Origin of the sequence: Bacillus mycoides (assembly GCF_001757995.1) — a bacterium.
GTDB lineage: Bacteria > Bacillota > Bacilli > Bacillales > Bacillaceae_G > Bacillus_A > Bacillus_A mycoides_B.
This window is the reverse complement of record NZ_LXLV01000010.1, coordinates 119,227-135,404: the sequence shown is the minus strand read 5'-3', so window position 1 is coordinate 135,404 and position 16,178 is coordinate 119,227. Positions and strand designations below refer to the sequence as shown.

Below are 16,178 nucleotides of genomic sequence, written 5' to 3'. Positions count from 1 at the left end.
GCTTCTAACTAGCAATTCTCTTATTATAGGTAGCTAAATTTGAAACAATCTTCGAGCTTCGTTCATTTAACCCTGTGATTCTTACTTTCACACCGTTCTGTTCATACTTCATTATAACTTTATCAATTGCCGCTACTGCTGAATCATCCCATACGTGTGCGTTAGTAAAGTTCATCTCAATTTCTTTCACATCTTCATTGTATGAAAAAGCATTTATATACTCTGCCGTAGATGCGAAGAATAGTTGGCCGTGAATTTCGTATATTTTCTTATTTTCAATATACAAATGTTTCACGTGAATCTTTGCCATATTGAATGCAAATAATACGGCACTAATTACTGTTCCGATAATTACACCTAATCCTAAATTATGTGTGATGAGGACAACCACAACCGTTACGATCATCACAAAAGCATTTCCTTTTGGCACTTTATGAAGCGTTGCTACAGAGTTCCAATCAAAAGTCCCAATCGAAACCATAATCATAACAGCAACTAAAGCAGCCATCGGAATATGAACAACGTAATCACCTAAAACAAATAGTAATACGATTAAAAAACCACCGGCTACAAACGTCGATAATCTCCCGCGACCACCTGATTTAATGTTAATAACAGATTGTCCAATCATTGCACATCCTGCCATTCCTCCGAATAAACCAGCAACAACGTTAGCAATACCTTGTCCACGTGCCTCTTTATGTTTATTACTTTCCGTATGTGTCATATCGTCTAAAACCGACGCTGTTAATAATGACTCTAGTAAGCCGATAATTGCAAGCATAACTGAGTACGGTAAAATAATACCTAATGTCTCCAGTGTAAACGGCACATCAGGAATACTAAAGAACGGTAATTCTTTCGGTAAACTTCCCATATCCCCTACTGTTTTCAACTGTAATCCGCTCATAAGTGCAATGCTTGTCACAATAATAATTGAAATAAGTGTAGACGGTACAGCCTTCGTAATACGTGGAAATAAATATATAATTGCAAGTCCTAATGCGACAAGTGCATACATTTGCCAAGTTGCATTTTTAAAATGTGGCAATTGTGCTGTGAAAACTAAAATTCCAAGTGAATTTAAAAAGCCACTCATAACGGATTTAGGAACAAACTTCATAAATGAACTCAGTTTGAACACTCCAAAAATAATTTGGACAATACCTGTTACTATTGTCGCAGCAAATAAATATTGCAAACCGTGATCCTTCACAAGAGTGACCATCAATAACGCCATCGCTCCTGTAGCCGCAGAAATCATTCCCGGTCTCCCGCCAACAAACGAAATTGTAACCGCGATACAAAAGGCCGCGTACAATCCAACCGTCGGATCTACACCTGCAATAACAGAAAAAGCTATCGCTTCAGGAATTAATGCTAAAGCAACAACAATTCCCGATAGTACGTCCCCTTTCACATTAGAAAACCATTCATTTTTTATAGTTTGAAACAAAGTAACACTCCTCTACTCTTTTATCATTTGATTTTCTCCGTAAGAAAATCAGGGCCGACTGCACGAAGGCTATTATATAACGAGTAGAAGATTTTGCGCTATGTAAAAGTTTCCTAAAGAAAAGACGCTACCTTCGTAGCGTCTTTTCTCATTTCATTAATGTCCACCATGCCCCTTACCACTTTCCTGAACAATCTCTAACCTCTCATCCAATATACCTTGCGTTTCAAATGAAATATCACTAGTACTTCCTAATAGGAAAGCATGGTTATACGGTCCAAGTGTTGGGTCATCCTTAAACTTCGGCTGAATAGTAGCAAGGAAGTCATAAACTGGTTGTGAAGCTTTTCCTTCCTCAAGCAAGACAACAGGGGCATGTTTACCCATATGTGAAAACGGTGCTCCCGCAATTGCTAAGTCTGGTGTTTTGCTTGAAACAAATGACAAACCGTGACCTGGTTTTGTGAACCCCCAGCCAAATTTCGTTTTTTCATCTTTAAATTTCGCAAACGCAACCGAATTTTCTGTTGGAGTCTCCCCACTAATACGGGTCACTTTTCCGTATTTATTTAACTCTTTTTCTACTTCTTTTGAAATGATTTTCTCTGGTCCTAACACATATATATTCGCTTTATTTTTTCTTACCTTTAATGCCTCCATTGTCGCTTCTGGCACCTTATCCTTTTCTACATATAAAAGTGGTTCTGGCATATGAGAAATCCAATTTACAGCTGGTGTTGTATATAAACGTCCTTCTTCTTCAGACGAACCGATAATAACGCTATTTGGATAATTCTCTGTTATATCCGCATATTCTTTATCAACATCTTTAGCAAATTTAGCTGAATCCGTTTCTTTTATTTGCTTTACTTTATATTCTTTTAATTGCTCTAGGCTAGATGCACCTACATCCCCCATCACCATAATTTGCGTTCCATCTTTCGTTCCGAGCGGATTTAATCGTTTTATTTCTTTTAACGTCATTTCGGGTACCTTTTCTTTTTCTATAAATAAAATCGGCCCGTTATTCGGATGATGAATAAGATCCGCACTTGCAATACCTAATTGCCACTCGCTTACTGGCACTAAAATAACAGCACCTGGCTGATTCTCTTTATGAGTTGCTGGCCATATTGTTTGTGAAGTTAATACTGCCATTTGCAGAGGATCATTTGTATTTAATCTCGTTACATTTTTTAAACTTGTCGTTAATAAATCCTCTGATGCCCCGGCATTCATTTCTTTCGGCGCAGTTACCTCCTGATTCATTTCCTTTTTCTCCGTTTTCTTCTCTTTTGTAGATTCATGATTTTTATGATCTGTGTTCGTTTGCCCACATGCCGCAAGACCGACTGCCGCAATTATTGTTATCCCAAAAATCCGGGTCATCTTTTTCACTATATCGCCTCCGTATTATTCATTTTCGAGCCAATATTATTACCTAAAATAGAATTTCAACTTTACAATAACAAGCAATTCTGAAGAAATTATGCAGATGCATTATAATCTGCACCATTTCTTCATGATTTTGACTTACAATTTAAGTAATAACTACTAATGCGGAGGTACTCTATGATCGATATACTACTCGTAGATGATGAACCGAGAATGCTTGAATTATTAATACTTTATCTTACTCCAATCGGATATAACTGCGTATGTGCAGTGTCCGGAGAAGAAGCTATTTCACATATAGAAAATCGAAACTTCAAATTTATTTTACTCGATATTATGATGCCAAAGATGGATGGATGGGAAACGTGCAAAAGAATTCGATCATTTAGTAACGTTCCTATCATTATGGTAACTGCTCGTGATCAAACGGTAGATGTCATCCAAGGGTTAAAACTTGGAGCAGATGATTACGTGACGAAACCATTCCACGAAGAAGAGCTCTTCGCAAGAATTGAAGCTGTTTTACGCCGAACTAATCAACGTACGCAAATCCAATATCAAGGCATTTTATGGGATGAGGCGAAGCATTTCGTTTCTGTCTATAATGAAGAAATTCTTCTCACACCAATCGAATTCTCTTTACTCGGATTATTTTTACGTCATGTGAACTACGTATTAAGCCGTGATCAGCTCATTGAACGAATTTGGGGTTTAAATACAAATACAGAAGATAGAACAGTCGATTCACATATTCGTAATTTGCGTGATAAATTACGAAAAGTAAATTTCCCTATTGATCACCATTTAAAAACTGTATATGGAGTAGGCTATAGATGGATTGATACACTATATTAAGGAGCAAAGCGATGAAGCGAATTTCTATTCAACTCGGATTTTATTTTCTAATTGTTACACTTTTAATCGAAAGTGTTCTATTTGTCTTGCTCTATTATAGCCTTGTAAACAATAGAGTAAATGAAGAAATGACTGCTTTATTAAAGCGCGGAAATAGTCACCGAGATGTCCTTGAAAAGTATTTTGATAAGCAAACAATCTCCCATGTTGCTTTAATGGAATCCGAAGCTGAAACAACTGTTGTTATTACAAATGCAAATAAGGAAGTACTAGCAAAATCTAACGAGCTAGATACGACTATAAAAAAGCATATTGCAGAGATGAATACGAGTACAGATCATAACGGAGCTATTATAGAAAATCATTGGAAAACATCTAATTATATATGTACAGTGAGCCCCATTGTAATAGATGGCAAAATAGATGGTTATGTTTATATGTTTCTCGGAACAACATCTATTGAAGAAATGATTAATGGGCTAACGAGACAGTTCATTATTGCCGGAGTCATCACTTTTCTATTAACAGCCATCACAATCTTTCTATTATCACGTTTATTAACAAAACCATTGTTACACATGAAACAAGCGACTGAAAAAATGAGTAAGGGCGATTTATCCGTTTCATTACCAACAACTCGAAATGACGAAATTGGTGAACTAGCATCATCTATTCAAACGCTCGCAAATGATTTACATTATATGAAAACTCAAAGAAATGAATTTCTAGCGAGTGTTGCTCACGAATTACGAACACCATTAACGTACGTAAGAGGTTATGCTGACATTGCATTAAAAGAAAGCACACCTCCCGAGCAACGTTTACGATACTTATCCATTATAAAAGACGAATCTGATTATATTACAAACTTAGTTCAAGATTTATTTTCACTCGCTCAAATGGAAAAACATAACTTTTTCATTCAAGTAAAGGAAGTCCATTTACACACCTTCCTTACTCGTATCACTGAAAAAATAAATGTTATGTACGGAGAAAAACAAATTAAAGTTGTTTTCGCATGTCCTCCCTCACTCTTAGTAAAACTAGATGAGCAGCGTTTTGAGCAAGTTATGGTTAACATTTTAAATAACGCGTATAGACATTCGAAGGAACATTCTTATATAAATATTTCTGTTACAGAAGAACCTAAACATATTTCAATTACAATTAAAGACGAAGGTGAAGGCATCCCACAAGAAGATCTCCCTCACATTTTCGACCGCTTTTATCGCGTTGATAAAGCGAGATCGCGAGCTACGGGCGGAACTGGTTTAGGGCTCTCTATCGTGAAGGAAATTGTAGAACTACACGGCGGGAATATTACTGCAACAAGTGAAATTGATCACGGGTCTTGTTTTATAATTTCATTACCATCTATAAAGAAACACGACTATCATCAATAGTCGTGTTTCTTTATCATTTTACTTTATAATATAAATTTACAAATTGCCCAAAACGTTTTGTATCCGTTAAAGTTAAATTAATTTCCGGGTTCTTTTCTTTAAATAGCGGAATACCAGAACCTAATATGTGAGGTGTAATCGTAACAACATATTCATCAATTAGATTATTCTTAAAGAACTCTCCCAGTAGACTCCCTCCGCCGACCATCCATATTTTAGATCCTTCCTGCGATTTCAACCTTTTTGTAAACTCCACTACATCTTCATTTACAAACTCCACATGTCCGTTTGAACCTTTTTCTGAATTAGAAAACACATAACATTTTTTATCTAAGTACGGAAATGTTTCTGTATGCTCTACTACATAATCATACGTTCTCTTCCCCATAATTATCGTATCAATCGTTTCGTACATTTCTGTATAACCGTTGTCTCCCTCTCCTTCGGTTTCCATTAACCACTCTAAATCATCATCTTCTTTCGCAATATATCCATCCAAACTAGCGGCTATAAATAAAACAACTTCACGTGACATCTCTTTTCCTCCTTACAACGTATATTGATAAAATTACCTTATACGCACTATACTAGCCTTAAAACATGACAATTCATGTCATGTTAAAAAAAGAAAAGAGTGAGATATTTGTCAAAAGCAAAACGTTTACTAGACATTCTTATATTTGCTTCTGCGAAAAGAACATTTACAGCTCAAGAAATAGCTGATGAATTTAATATTTCTGTTCGTACTGTTCATAGATATATTTTAGATTTAAGTGATATGGGGTTACCCATTTACGCAGAACAAGGTCGTAACGGAGGATATAAAGTATTAACAAGTAGCATGCTTCCCCCCATTTTATTTACCGAAGAAGAAGCAGTCTCCATCTTTTTTGCTTTTCAGTCTTTAAGCTACTATCGTAACTTGCCTTTTAATACAGAAATCAATTCTGTTACTCATAAACTATATGGCTCTCTACAAAATGATGCGAAAGCTAAAGTTGATAAAATACGTTCTTATATCGCTTTTTGGAATCCGAAGAGAGCAATTGATACACCACTTTTAAAAGAAGTGTTAACCGCGGCTATTGAAAATAAAAATTTACACTTTCAATACGAATCTAACTCGGGGATAAAAACAAAACATGTTCATCCTATCGGTGTATATGCTCATGATGGGCTATGGTACTTACCATCCTATGACTTCAGTAGAAAAAAAGTATTACTGTATCGTGTTGATCGTATTTTTTCTATATTATCAACGGAAGAAAATGAAGATACGTTCATGAATCTAGAAGAATGGCTCGCCTCTAACTCTAACGTAGTAAACATTCCTACTCAATTACATGTTTTACTAACGACAGAAGGCGTGCGCCAATGTAAAAGCGTTCCTTACCTTGAGGAGTTCGTTGCAATAAATGCAAACGGGACAGGATATATAAACTCAACAATTGATAAAGGCGAAATTAATTTTATTACGCCTCTATTTTATCGGCTTGGAAAAGATGCACAAGTTTTAGAACCGAAAGAATTAATAGATGGTTTACGTATACGCGCGAAAGAAGTTTTACATATGTATGAAGACGAAAAAAGCTGCTAAATATAAGCAGCTTTTAGTGTATTTGTTCCTATTGTTTTACTATTGACGAATATCAATCCACCAACGATATTCCGCATTCATATTTTCAGTGCCACCATTCCCTCTGTAATGGAAAGCATCCAAAAAGATTGAATCTAGTTTATCCTCATCTACAAAATAGCCTAAGTTAACCTTTACCGTTTGTCCTGGCGTAATACTACCAATATTGTAAAAACTTTTCCCGTCTCCGTGAGGTTCTAAATAATCAACTTCGCCCGTCATAATATTTTTCTCGGCAATTCCATCTTCTTTAGCGTAGTTCCATGCATTCCCTTCAAATTTAAGCAGTTTTATAGATGGATGCATATAGATTTCTTCTGTCGGCTGCTTACCTATATTTTTCACTGTTGTTGTTAGGTAAACAAATTTAGGATGAACTAATTTTGACTCTACTAATTTATCAATTGAATCTTTACCATTTCCAACTTTATATTTCTCCCGTCTATATGGTATCAATTGTCCGGCTTGACCCAAAGCTTGATTCCTGCTTAGTATTCCTAAGCCCATTTCATAAAAGTTATCTTGTTTAAAATCTTTGATTGAATCAAAAACTTCAACTTTTTCTATCACATATTCAATTTGGCTGTTATCCATAGATATCGTTACTGGAACCTTTTGCCCTATATGAAATAGTCGTTTGCTATCTTTTTTCAAAGGAATAACCTTAGTTTTTTTAGGTTCATCTGCTTGACTAAAATACTTTTTATCATAATCTGTTATATGTGATGCCTTTTCTTTTGACGTAGGCTCAAGTGAAATGTTCCCTAACACATCCATCATTTGTTCTTCGTTTATATCGTTTCCAATATAACTTTGTAACATAATTCCCTCTTCCTCAAAATAGAGAAAAATCACTCTATCAAACATTAAATCTTTATTTCCATTGTCTTTATGAACAATCACCGCTTTTTTACCATTTATATCCTTTTCTTCATAACTTTTCGAATACAGAGTTTGAAAATCCGAGTTTTTTCCTATCCTCCAAAGAGCGAATGAAAATCCACCCATTGCGTAGTTATCTTTAAATGAATATTTCATAGCAGAGTCATCGATTGCTTCCATATTTTCTGGTAATTTATCGACTTTCAACTTATACCACTTATCAATCTTTTTCGAGTCCTTATTTGTTACTGAAACATTTACTTCGTAATTTTGTTTTTTAACAATCATATTATAGACTTTTACTGCACCAAAAACGGTTGTCGGCATACCAATCAATAAGCAGGCAGCAGCGATTAACATACGGTTTCTTTTACGCTTTGTCTGTGGTCGCTCGCCTTTCAGCTTAATTTCCTCCATGAACAATTTCTTTTTGCGCGTATATGTATGTGAAAATTCATGTTGTTCATCCAGTTTATCAAAATCATCTAAAGCAATTTTTTCAGCAAGGTCATACATTTCTTTGGAGTTCTTTGAATTCGTCATTTTGTATACCTCCTATAATACTTTGTACTCGTTTTCGAGCGCGTTCAAACTGTTTGCGGACATTGGCCTCATTTATCCCCATGACATTTGAAATTTCTTGATACGTTAAGTTATAGAAGACTTTGTACTTAAAAACTTGTCTGTTAGATTCATTTAACTCTTTTAGCAATGTATCAATTTGAACCTCAGACATTAAACGCTGTTCCCACTCTTCAATGTTTTCATCTGCTACTTCTGTTGATTCTCTTTGATATTCTTCTAAAAATATTTCATGGCGTTTATTTTTCCGGTAGCTATCAATCGCTTTATTTTTCGCAATCCTCAAAATATACCGTTTAAGCTCTTGAGTGTTCAAACTATGAAGCTTTTCCAAATTCTTATAAAGAGTAATAAACGTCTCTTGAACTGCATCTTCAGCCTGCTGAATATTATTTAAAATAGAATAAGCTACATAATAAATTTTGTGTTCATACAACTCGTATAGCTCTTCCATCTTTTCGTAATCTTTGTTTGTAACTTTCATATAATTCCTCCTCTCATTCTATATAACGAATGAGCGATATACTTTGTGACACTGCAGAATTCTTTAATAGATAAAATTAAATAATAGAATAAAGAAAAGCCCAATTTCTCTATTTTAACTGAGAAATTGGGCTTTTTAATATTAGAATTTTCCTGACTGTCCCCTTAAGAACACCCCTCTTACGCCTTTTCAGGATGCAGTATGTTATCTATCGCTTCTTTTAACAATGTCTTTGTTTCTTCAAAGTTATGATTCTGCTTCTCTCCTGGTTGTACCGTATAAAATTCAGCAAACGAACGCTCTTTATATCTCGGTACAATATGCATGTGATAATGAGTTAATTCGTTAAAGATTCCACCATTTTGACAAATTGTAACTCCATCTGGTTTATACAGTAATTTAATAGCCTTTGAAATAAGCTTAGAAGCATCCATAATCGCTTTTGCTACAGCATCTTCTAATTCGTCTACTTCTAAAACATGTTGCTTCGGCACAATTAAAGTATGTCCTGGATAAAAAGGTGCATGATCTAAAAAGCATGTTACATACTCATCTTCATATATTTTACCCCGCATTAATGGGCAGTAAGACTCCCACCTCAAAATTCGCGAATGCTAGGAAGTTAGGCGGGAGATCAACTGCCTGTAAAAGCCCGATTGGTGCGGGCTGATAATCAGTGGGGGATGGACAAAACCCCCACTGATTAAAGTTTCACTTTATATATTTTTCCCTCTTCGTTGCTAATTTACACCCTAAACATTTCATAATACTTCCCCCCTCTGCCAAAAACAAAAAAACGTGAGCGCCCTATTCTCACGTTTTTCTGTTTCACTTTACTAATTCAATTGTTTCTGTAACTTTTATACTATCCTTTACAGATTGAACAATCGTACAATTCTTTACTGCAAGTTGCAGTGCTTTGTCTAATTGTTCTTCTGTAATGTTTTGCGCTTTAATTTTATAGTGCAAATGAACGCTTTCAACTGGTTTTGATAAAGCTTCACTTCTACCAATTTCAGTTTCAATTGTAAACGTATCGTATGTAATACGTTTCTTTTCTAAAATTGTTCGAAAGACAATTGCACTACATCCTGCGATAGAAGAGATTAGTAATTGTAACGGTGAATATCCGTTTTCTTTTCCAATCGCTAATTGACCGTACGATAAATCTGCTTTTATATCATCGTGTTTGATTGTTAGTTTCATTTGTTTTTTCCATCTCCACTTTCATCGGTTTCTGCCTTTTCTTACTCATATAATAATAATATATATAGCAGAAAATGATAAATGGAATACCACAATATAACGCCATTCTTTGTTCTGGAATAAACGCTAAACTAATAACAACAATACTATTTGTAATTAAAGCTAAAATTGGAACAAGCGGGTATAGTGGTGTTCTATACTTTAAGTCCTCTAATTTTCCTCCGCCTTTTAAATACTGACTTCTAAAGCGAAGTTGTGATAAAGCAATAATGATCCAACTTGAAACAGCAGATAAACCAGCTATAGATAATAAGTACATATATACTGTATCTTCTGCAAGGAAGCTTGTTAATAAGGATAACGCCGCAACAGCAATCGTTACGATTAGCGCTGTAATTGGAATACCACGTTTATTTACCTTCTTGAAAGAAGTTGGTGCCATTCCTTCATTTGCAAGTGACCATAGTATACGCGTTGCTGCATATAACCCTGAGTTCGCTACAGATAGAAGAGCTGTAATAATAACGAAGTTCATAATATCAGCTGCATATGGAATACCGATTTTATCAAATACAACTACGAATGGACTTTCAATTATCCCTGCTTCTTTCCAAGAAATTAACCCTACTAAAATTGTCATTGTTAAAATGAAGAATAACATAATGCGCCATACTGTATTACGAATTGCGCGTGGAATTGTTTTTTCAGGATTCTGACTCTCTCCTGCTGCAATCCCGATTAACTCTGTTCCTTGGAAGGAAAAGTTAACTGTAATCATCGTAAGAAGCACTGCAGCTAGTCCATTTGGGAATAGCCCACCATCACTTACAAAGTTAGAGAAAAGAGGCGCTGCTTCTTTTCCGTCGTATGGTAAAAATCCTAGTAATGCGCTACCACCAAGTAGAATGAATGCAATAATTGTAACTACTTTAATACTAGAGAACCAAAACTCTAATTCAGCATAACTCTTCGCTGATATTGCATTTGAAGCATATAAAATAACCCCGAATACGAGACACCATACCCAAACATCCACATTCGGAAACCATCTTTTCATCATTAAACCGATCGATGTTAATTCTAATCCTACTGTTACTGCCCATCCAATCCAGTATAGCCAGCCGATCATAAATCCAGTTCCTGGTCCAATAAACTTCGTCGCATACTTTTGGAAAGACCCTGAAACTGGCATTGCTACCGTTAGCTCTCCAAGACAAAGCATTGTTAAATACATAATAAATCCGCCCACTAAATATGAAAGGATGGCTCCCCCTGGTCCAGCCTGATTAATGGTATAACCTGAACCTAGAAAAAAACCAGTTCCGATTACACCACCTAGTGCTATCATAAATAAATGTCTACTCTTCATCGTACGATGTAATTTATCATTCGTTGTTTGCTGCATTGTAATCCTCCCCTATAAACCCTCTATCTCTTTTTAAAATTTTCTGATAATAAAAATATACACGAAAGCGGTTACAATTTCTATATAAAATTAAAACTTTTCTGATAAAACATTATAAAAATTTAATTATTAAGAGATTTAGATTCTATTTTAAGGCAATTAAGGATTAATAAGGAAAAACTCTTACATTTTTTTGTAAGAGTTAACGTATTTCTAATCTTCTAGATAAAATTGATAAACCGTAGTTTACAACAAAATACATACAGGCTGCTAGTATAAATGTTGGAATCATATAATTTACGTTCTGTCCGCTAATAATTTGAGCATTATGCATAAGCTCCGGCAATGATATAACAACTGCTAGTGACGTATCCTTTAATAATGAAATAAATTGGCTGACAAGCGGCGGCACCATTCTTCTCAACGCTTGCGGTAAAATAATGCTCCAAATCGTTTGGACATATGTTAATCCTGACGAGCGCGCCGCTTCAATTTGTCCTTTTTCGATAGATAATAGACCACTTCGAACAATTTCAGATATCATCGCCGCTTCAAATATCGTTAAAGCAACAATTGCGGCTGTTATAATTTCTAACTTCAAACCTGCCTCTGGAAGTGCAAAATACGTAAAAAATATAATTAAAAGAAGTGGTAAATTCCGAATAACTTCAACGATAAAGCCTAGTATTGGTGAGATGATTGGTATTTTTGTATAGCGCAAAGTTCCTATTACACTACCGATAATAAAACTAAGTACAATAGCTACAAGAGCGACCTCTAACGTTACAAGCAATCCTTTTAATAAAAAGAGTATATGATCTCCTGTAATAGCACCTTGAAAATCCATTTACACCGCCTCCTTAGCCAAGCGTCTTTCTAAATAACGCACTAGCATACTTAGCGGAATTGTTAATACTAAATAAAACATCCCGACAAATATATATACATCAAACGTAACGAACGTCTTCGTTGAAATTAAATCTCCTTGATACATTAAATCCGTCCCAGCAATAATTCCGAGTATAGAAGAGTTTTTTACTAAATTGAGAAATTGATTTCCTAGAGGAGGGATTACGATTTTCATCGCTTGAGGTAAAACAATATAATACATCGCTTGTACGTATGTTAGCCCTGAAGAGCGTGCTGCTTCCATTTGTCCTTTCGCGACTGATAAAATACCGGCACGAATTACTTCCGCAATAAAAGCCGCTGTATAAACTGTAAGCGCAACTGTCCCTGCTACAAAACCATTGAAAGTAATTCCTATTACAGGCAAAGCAAAATAGAAAATGAATGCAATTAATACGAGTGGAATATTTCTAACAAACTCTACAAAGGCGGATCCGATCCAATTCAAAATACGAATAGGTGCAATGCGCATCACTGCCATAATAATCCCTAAAACAAAACTTCCTATTAGCGCAATTACACTAGACATTACCGTATATTTAAATCCTTCTAAATACATATCAATGTTGTTTGTCAAAATGGAAAAATCGGGCAAATATAATCACCTCTTTCTTTATAGGAAGAGGATGAGCATCCCTCATCCTCTCATTCTTACTATTTATCCCGATTGGTGTAGACTAATAATCAGTAGGGGATAACCCCTCCCCTACTGATCAAAGTTTCACTTTATTTCTCTTGCTTTTGGCCGATCCATTTTTCATACAATTTATCGTATTCTCCATTCGCTTTCATATCTTTTAATAAACTATTAATCTCTTTCGTTAAATCATCTGCACCTTTTTGTACTGCAATTCCATACGGTTCATCCGTGAAAATTTTCCCAACAACTTCATAATTAGAATCTTGTTTTGCCATTCCGTAAAGAATCGCATTATCTGTCGTTAAAACATCGCCCTTACCTGCTTTTAACGCTGTGAATGCTTCACTGTAATTTTCAAATTCTAATACTGTTGATTCTGGTGATTTTTGACGAATGTTATTTGTAGACGTTGAGCCTTTTACAGCCAATACTTTAACGCCTTGTTTTACATCATCAATACTTTTAATATTGCTTCCTTTTTTCACAAGTAACGATTGCCCCGCTTTAAAATATACATCTGAAAAATCCACTTCTTTTTTACGCTCTTCCGTAATTGTCATTGTCGCAATAATTGTGTCAATATCGCCATTCTTTAGCATAGGAATACGTGTTTTAGAAGTTACTTCTTTCAGCTCTAATTTGTTTTCATCTCCAAGAATCTTTTTCGCAAGCGCCTTTGCTATATCAACATCAAATCCTTCTACCTTCCCTGTTGAAGGATTTTTTAATCCAAATAAATTCGTATCATTTTTCACCCCGACTACTAATTTCCCGCGCTTCTTAATTTGTTCGACAACCCCGCCCTGCTTCGTATTTGTTTCTTTCGCCTCGTCTTTTTTACTTCCACATCCAGCGACAACAAGCACGAATAAGCATGAAAATACAATTAAAGTAAACAGCTTTTTCATTTTAAGCATGAAATTCCTCCTTTAATGATTTAACACCCGACTTAAAAACAAACGAGCTCTTTCTTGTTCAGGATTCGCAAAGAATTGTGCTGGCGTTGTATCTTCAATAATTTGACCTTCATCCATAAATAAAATCCTATCTGCTACCTCACGTGCAAATCCCATCTCATGTGTGACAACAACCATCGTCATGCCTTCTTTGGCCAGTGCTTTCATAACATCAAGTACTTCTCCGATCATCTCTGGATCAAGAGCAGACGTTGGCTCATCAAATAACATAATTTTGGGCTGCATCGCAAGCCCTCTTGCAATTGCTACCCTTTGCTGTTGTCCTCCAGATAGTTGATGTGGATATACACTAGCCTTCTCCGGAATTCCTACTTTCTCTAAATAAAACATCGCTGTTTTCTCCGCTTCTTCTTTTGAAACTTTACTTACTTTAATTGGTGCTAGTGTAATATTTTGAAGCACCGTTTTATGTGGGTATAAATAAAAATGTTGAAAAACCATCCCAATATTTCGGCGCAACTCATTCATATCTGTTTTCATATTGTGTACTTCCATGTCTTGTACTATTAACTCTCCATCCGTAATAGTTTCTAATTGATTTATGCATCGTAGCAGTGTGCTTTTTCCTGATCCTGAAGGACCCACGACCACCACCACTTCCCCCTTTTGAACTTGCAAATTAATATTCTTTAAAACTTGAAAGTCACCATAATATTTATTTACATTACGAAATTCAATCACCCTACTCCCCCCTTCCTCTAACAAAGCATGTACATTCTTTTTATATTCAAAAATAGGCAAAAAAATAACTTTCATCTACATTTTGTCCATAAAAAAAAGCAAAGGGATTTCCCTTTGCTCCTTCATTCCTATTCTATTAAGATACTTCTTCTTTTTTATCTTTCCCGTATTCATGCTCCCAGAAATCTGCATTTTTAATTCCTAACGACTGCGGATCGAATACTGGATCTTTTCCTTCTTTTTTCTGCTTTTCATAATCCTTTAATGCGATCAATGCCGGTTTTTGTAATAATAGAATCGCAATAATATTAACCCATGCCATAATTCCTACACCAATATCTCCTAAAGCCCATGCTGTTGCTGCTGTTTTTACACAACCGTAGAATACAACTCCTAAGAATACAAACTTTAGTACGATAGACATCCAAGGACGGTCTTTATCACGATTTAAGTAAGCTATATTCGTTTCTGCAATGTAGTAATAAGCCATAATTGTTGTAAATGCGAAGAATAGTAGAGAAATTGCTACGAAACCGTTTCCAAATCCAGGGAAAACAGATTCTACTGCTGCCTGTGTATAACCAGGACCTGGCTGTGCACCATTTAATTTATTGACGATAAAGTTTTTTCCGCTTGCATCAAATACGTTATACATGCCTGTAATAATCATCATAAATGCTGTTGCTGAACAAACAAATAATGTATCAATGTAAACGGAAAATGCTTGTACTAACCCTTGTTTAGCTGGATGCGATACTTCAGCAGCTGCTGCTGCATGGGCCCCAGTTCCTTGCCCTGCTTCATTTGAATAAATACCACGTTTTACACCCCAAGAAATTGCTAAACCGATAATCCCGCCAAAAGCAGCTTCTAATGCAAATGCACTTTTTAAAATTAACATAAAAGCATCTGGTAATTTTTCAATATTCATACCTACAATTACACAAGCTACTAAAATATAACCAAGCGCCATAAACGGTACTACAACTTGCGCTACATTAACAATTCGCTTAACTCCACCAAAAATAATAAGTGCTAATGCCGCTACTAATACCGCTCCTGATACAGAAGTATTAATGCCAAAAGCTGTTTCTAAACTTACAGCAATACTATTCGCCTGAACACCTGGAAGCAGCATCCCCGTCGCAAGAATCGTTGCTGCGACGAACACTAATGCGTACCATTTAACTCCTAGTCCTTTTTCAATGTAATAAGCAGGACCACCGCGGAATTGCCCTTGATGCTTCGTCTTATATATTTGTGCAAGCGTCGATTCTACATATGCAGAACCAGCTCCTAGAAAGGCTACCGCCCACATCCAAAATACAGCCCCTGGACCACCAAAGGCAACAGCCGTTGCAACACCGGCAATATTTCCCGTTCCAACGCGCCCTGATAACGAAAGTGCTAACGCCTGGAACGAAGAAACACCAGCATCAGATTTCTCCCCCGTAAATGTAAGCTTCACCATTTCTCCTACATGTCGTACTTGTAAAAACCTCGTTCTAATGGAAAAATATAGACCTACTCCTAAACATAAATAGACAAGTGCGGGACTCCAAACAATATTATTTATCCAACTTACGATAGCTTCCAATATTTCCCCTCCTTTTTATAAAGAATATTCAGAATATATATAAAATTATAAGTGCATACGGAATCTATAA

General features: G+C 35.6%; 16 protein-coding genes. 3 read left to right on the top strand and 13 right to left on the bottom strand.

Features of this window, described 5'->3' with window-relative positions:
- Positions 1–4 precede the first annotated feature (4 nt).
- Both BWGOE10_RS03110 and BWGOE10_RS03105 read right to left on the bottom strand, forming a co-directional pair.
- Positions 5–1,456: a SulP family inorganic anion transporter gene (locus BWGOE10_RS03110; protein WP_070140883.1), complete on the bottom strand. Its 1,452-nt coding sequence runs from the start codon at positions 1,454–1,456 to the stop codon at positions 5–7.
- A 156-nt stretch (positions 1,457–1,612) separates the two neighbouring features.
- Positions 1,613–2,854 (bottom strand): ArsR family transcriptional regulator, encoded by a 1,242-nt coding sequence (locus tag BWGOE10_RS03105; RefSeq protein ID WP_070140882.1) that lies wholly within the window; start codon positions 2,852–2,854, stop codon positions 1,613–1,615.
- Between the two features lie 174 nt (positions 2,855–3,028).
- On the opposite strand from BWGOE10_RS03105, the gene BWGOE10_RS03100 reads away from it, so the two are divergent.
- Positions 3,029–3,706: a response regulator transcription factor gene (locus tag BWGOE10_RS03100; RefSeq protein WP_070140881.1), complete on the top strand. Its 678-nt coding sequence runs from the start codon at positions 3,029–3,031 to the stop codon at positions 3,704–3,706.
- An 11-nt stretch (positions 3,707–3,717) separates the two neighbouring features.
- Positions 3,718–5,109 (top strand): sensor histidine kinase, encoded by a 1,392-nt coding sequence (locus BWGOE10_RS03095; protein ID WP_070140880.1) that lies wholly within the window; start codon positions 3,718–3,720, stop codon positions 5,107–5,109.
- Positions 5,110–5,122: 13 nt separating this feature from the next.
- On the opposite strand, the gene BWGOE10_RS03090 is transcribed toward BWGOE10_RS03095, so the two are convergent.
- Complete coding sequence (locus BWGOE10_RS03090; protein WP_070140879.1) at positions 5,123–5,644, bottom strand: dihydrofolate reductase family protein; 522 nt, start codon at positions 5,642–5,644, stop codon at positions 5,123–5,125.
- Positions 5,645–5,752: 108 nt separating this feature from the next.
- Between BWGOE10_RS03090 and BWGOE10_RS03085 the strand changes: the two genes are divergently transcribed.
- Positions 5,753–6,706 (top strand): helix-turn-helix transcriptional regulator, encoded by a 954-nt coding sequence (locus BWGOE10_RS03085; RefSeq protein WP_070140878.1) that lies wholly within the window; start codon positions 5,753–5,755, stop codon positions 6,704–6,706.
- Between the two features lie 39 nt (positions 6,707–6,745).
- On the opposite strand, the gene BWGOE10_RS03080 is transcribed toward BWGOE10_RS03085, so the two are convergent.
- From BWGOE10_RS03080 to BWGOE10_RS03035, 10 genes are all read right to left on the bottom strand, one after another.
- Positions 6,746–8,170 carry an anti-sigma factor gene (locus BWGOE10_RS03080; RefSeq protein WP_070140877.1) on the bottom strand — a complete coding sequence of 475 codons (1,425 nt, stop codon included), beginning with the start codon at positions 8,168–8,170 and terminating at the stop codon, positions 6,746–6,748.
- Positions 8,136–8,693 (bottom strand): RNA polymerase sigma factor, encoded by a 558-nt coding sequence (locus tag BWGOE10_RS03075; RefSeq protein ID WP_070140876.1) that lies wholly within the window; start codon positions 8,691–8,693, stop codon positions 8,136–8,138. The genes BWGOE10_RS03080 and BWGOE10_RS03075 overlap by 35 nt, the downstream gene beginning before the upstream one ends.
- A gap of 179 nt (positions 8,694–8,872) precedes the next feature.
- Complete coding sequence (locus tag BWGOE10_RS03070) at positions 8,873–9,268, bottom strand: HIT family protein (protein ID WP_070140875.1); 396 nt, start codon at positions 9,266–9,268, stop codon at positions 8,873–8,875.
- A gap of 253 nt (positions 9,269–9,521) precedes the next feature.
- On the bottom strand, positions 9,522–9,899 hold the full coding sequence (locus BWGOE10_RS03065; protein ID WP_070140874.1) for an OsmC family protein: 378 nt from the start codon (positions 9,897–9,899) through the stop codon (positions 9,522–9,524).
- A complete protein-coding gene (locus BWGOE10_RS03060) occupies positions 9,874–11,304 on the bottom strand; it encodes an amino acid permease (protein WP_070140873.1) in 1,431 nt (476 codons plus the stop codon). Before BWGOE10_RS03060 ends, BWGOE10_RS03065 begins: the two co-directional genes overlap by 26 nt.
- 202 nt (positions 11,305–11,506) lie before the next feature.
- Positions 11,507–12,151, bottom strand: coding sequence for an amino acid ABC transporter permease (locus tag BWGOE10_RS03055; RefSeq protein ID WP_070140872.1), 645 nt, complete (start codon positions 12,149–12,151; stop codon positions 11,507–11,509).
- Positions 12,152–12,808 (bottom strand): amino acid ABC transporter permease, encoded by a 657-nt coding sequence (locus BWGOE10_RS03050; RefSeq protein WP_070140871.1) that lies wholly within the window; start codon positions 12,806–12,808, stop codon positions 12,152–12,154. It lies immediately after the preceding gene.
- A 131-nt stretch (positions 12,809–12,939) separates the two neighbouring features.
- The gene (gene glnH, locus BWGOE10_RS03045) at positions 12,940–13,770 is read right to left on the bottom strand and encodes a glutamine ABC transporter substrate-binding protein GlnH (RefSeq protein WP_070140870.1); all 831 of its coding nucleotides are present in this window, start codon (positions 13,768–13,770) and stop codon (positions 12,940–12,942) included.
- A gap of 12 nt (positions 13,771–13,782) precedes the next feature.
- On the bottom strand, positions 13,783–14,511 hold the full coding sequence (locus BWGOE10_RS03040; RefSeq protein WP_070140869.1) for an amino acid ABC transporter ATP-binding protein: 729 nt from the start codon (positions 14,509–14,511) through the stop codon (positions 13,783–13,785).
- Positions 14,512–14,647: 136 nt separating this feature from the next.
- On the bottom strand, positions 14,648–16,108 hold the full coding sequence (locus BWGOE10_RS03035) for an alanine/glycine:cation symporter family protein (RefSeq protein ID WP_070140868.1): 1,461 nt from the start codon (positions 16,106–16,108) through the stop codon (positions 14,648–14,650).
- Between the last annotated feature and the right edge of the window lie 70 nt (positions 16,109–16,178).

What these genes read in the sequence shown, in the direction of transcription:
- BWGOE10_RS03100 (WP_070140881.1), top strand. Translation starts at nt 3,029, where the DNA reads ATGATCGATATACTACTCGTAGATGATGAACCGAGAATGCTTGAATTA.
- BWGOE10_RS03095 (WP_070140880.1), top strand. Translation starts at nt 3,718, where the DNA reads ATGAAGCGAATTTCTATTCAACTCGGATTTTATTTTCTAATTGTTACA.
- BWGOE10_RS03090 (WP_070140879.1), bottom strand. Translation starts at nt 5,644, where the DNA reads ATGTCACGTGAAGTTGTTTTATTTATAGCCGCTAGTTTGGATGGATAT.
- BWGOE10_RS03080 (WP_070140877.1), bottom strand. Translation starts at nt 8,170, where the DNA reads ATGACGAATTCAAAGAACTCCAAAGAAATGTATGACCTTGCTGAAAAA.
- BWGOE10_RS03075 (WP_070140876.1), bottom strand. Translation starts at nt 8,693, where the DNA reads ATGAAAGTTACAAACAAAGATTACGAAAAGATGGAAGAGCTATACGAG.
- BWGOE10_RS03070 (WP_070140875.1), bottom strand. Translation starts at nt 9,268, where the DNA reads ATGCGGGGTAAAATATATGAAGATGAGTATGTAACATGCTTTTTAGAT.
- BWGOE10_RS03065 (WP_070140874.1), bottom strand. Translation starts at nt 9,899, where the DNA reads ATGAAACTAACAATCAAACACGATGATATAAAAGCAGATTTATCGTAC.
- BWGOE10_RS03060 (WP_070140873.1), bottom strand. Translation starts at nt 11,304, where the DNA reads ATGCAGCAAACAACGAATGATAAATTACATCGTACGATGAAGAGTAGA.
- BWGOE10_RS03055 (WP_070140872.1), bottom strand. Translation starts at nt 12,151, where the DNA reads ATGGATTTTCAAGGTGCTATTACAGGAGATCATATACTCTTTTTATTA.
- glnH (WP_070140870.1), bottom strand. Translation starts at nt 13,770, where the DNA reads ATGCTTAAAATGAAAAAGCTGTTTACTTTAATTGTATTTTCATGCTTA.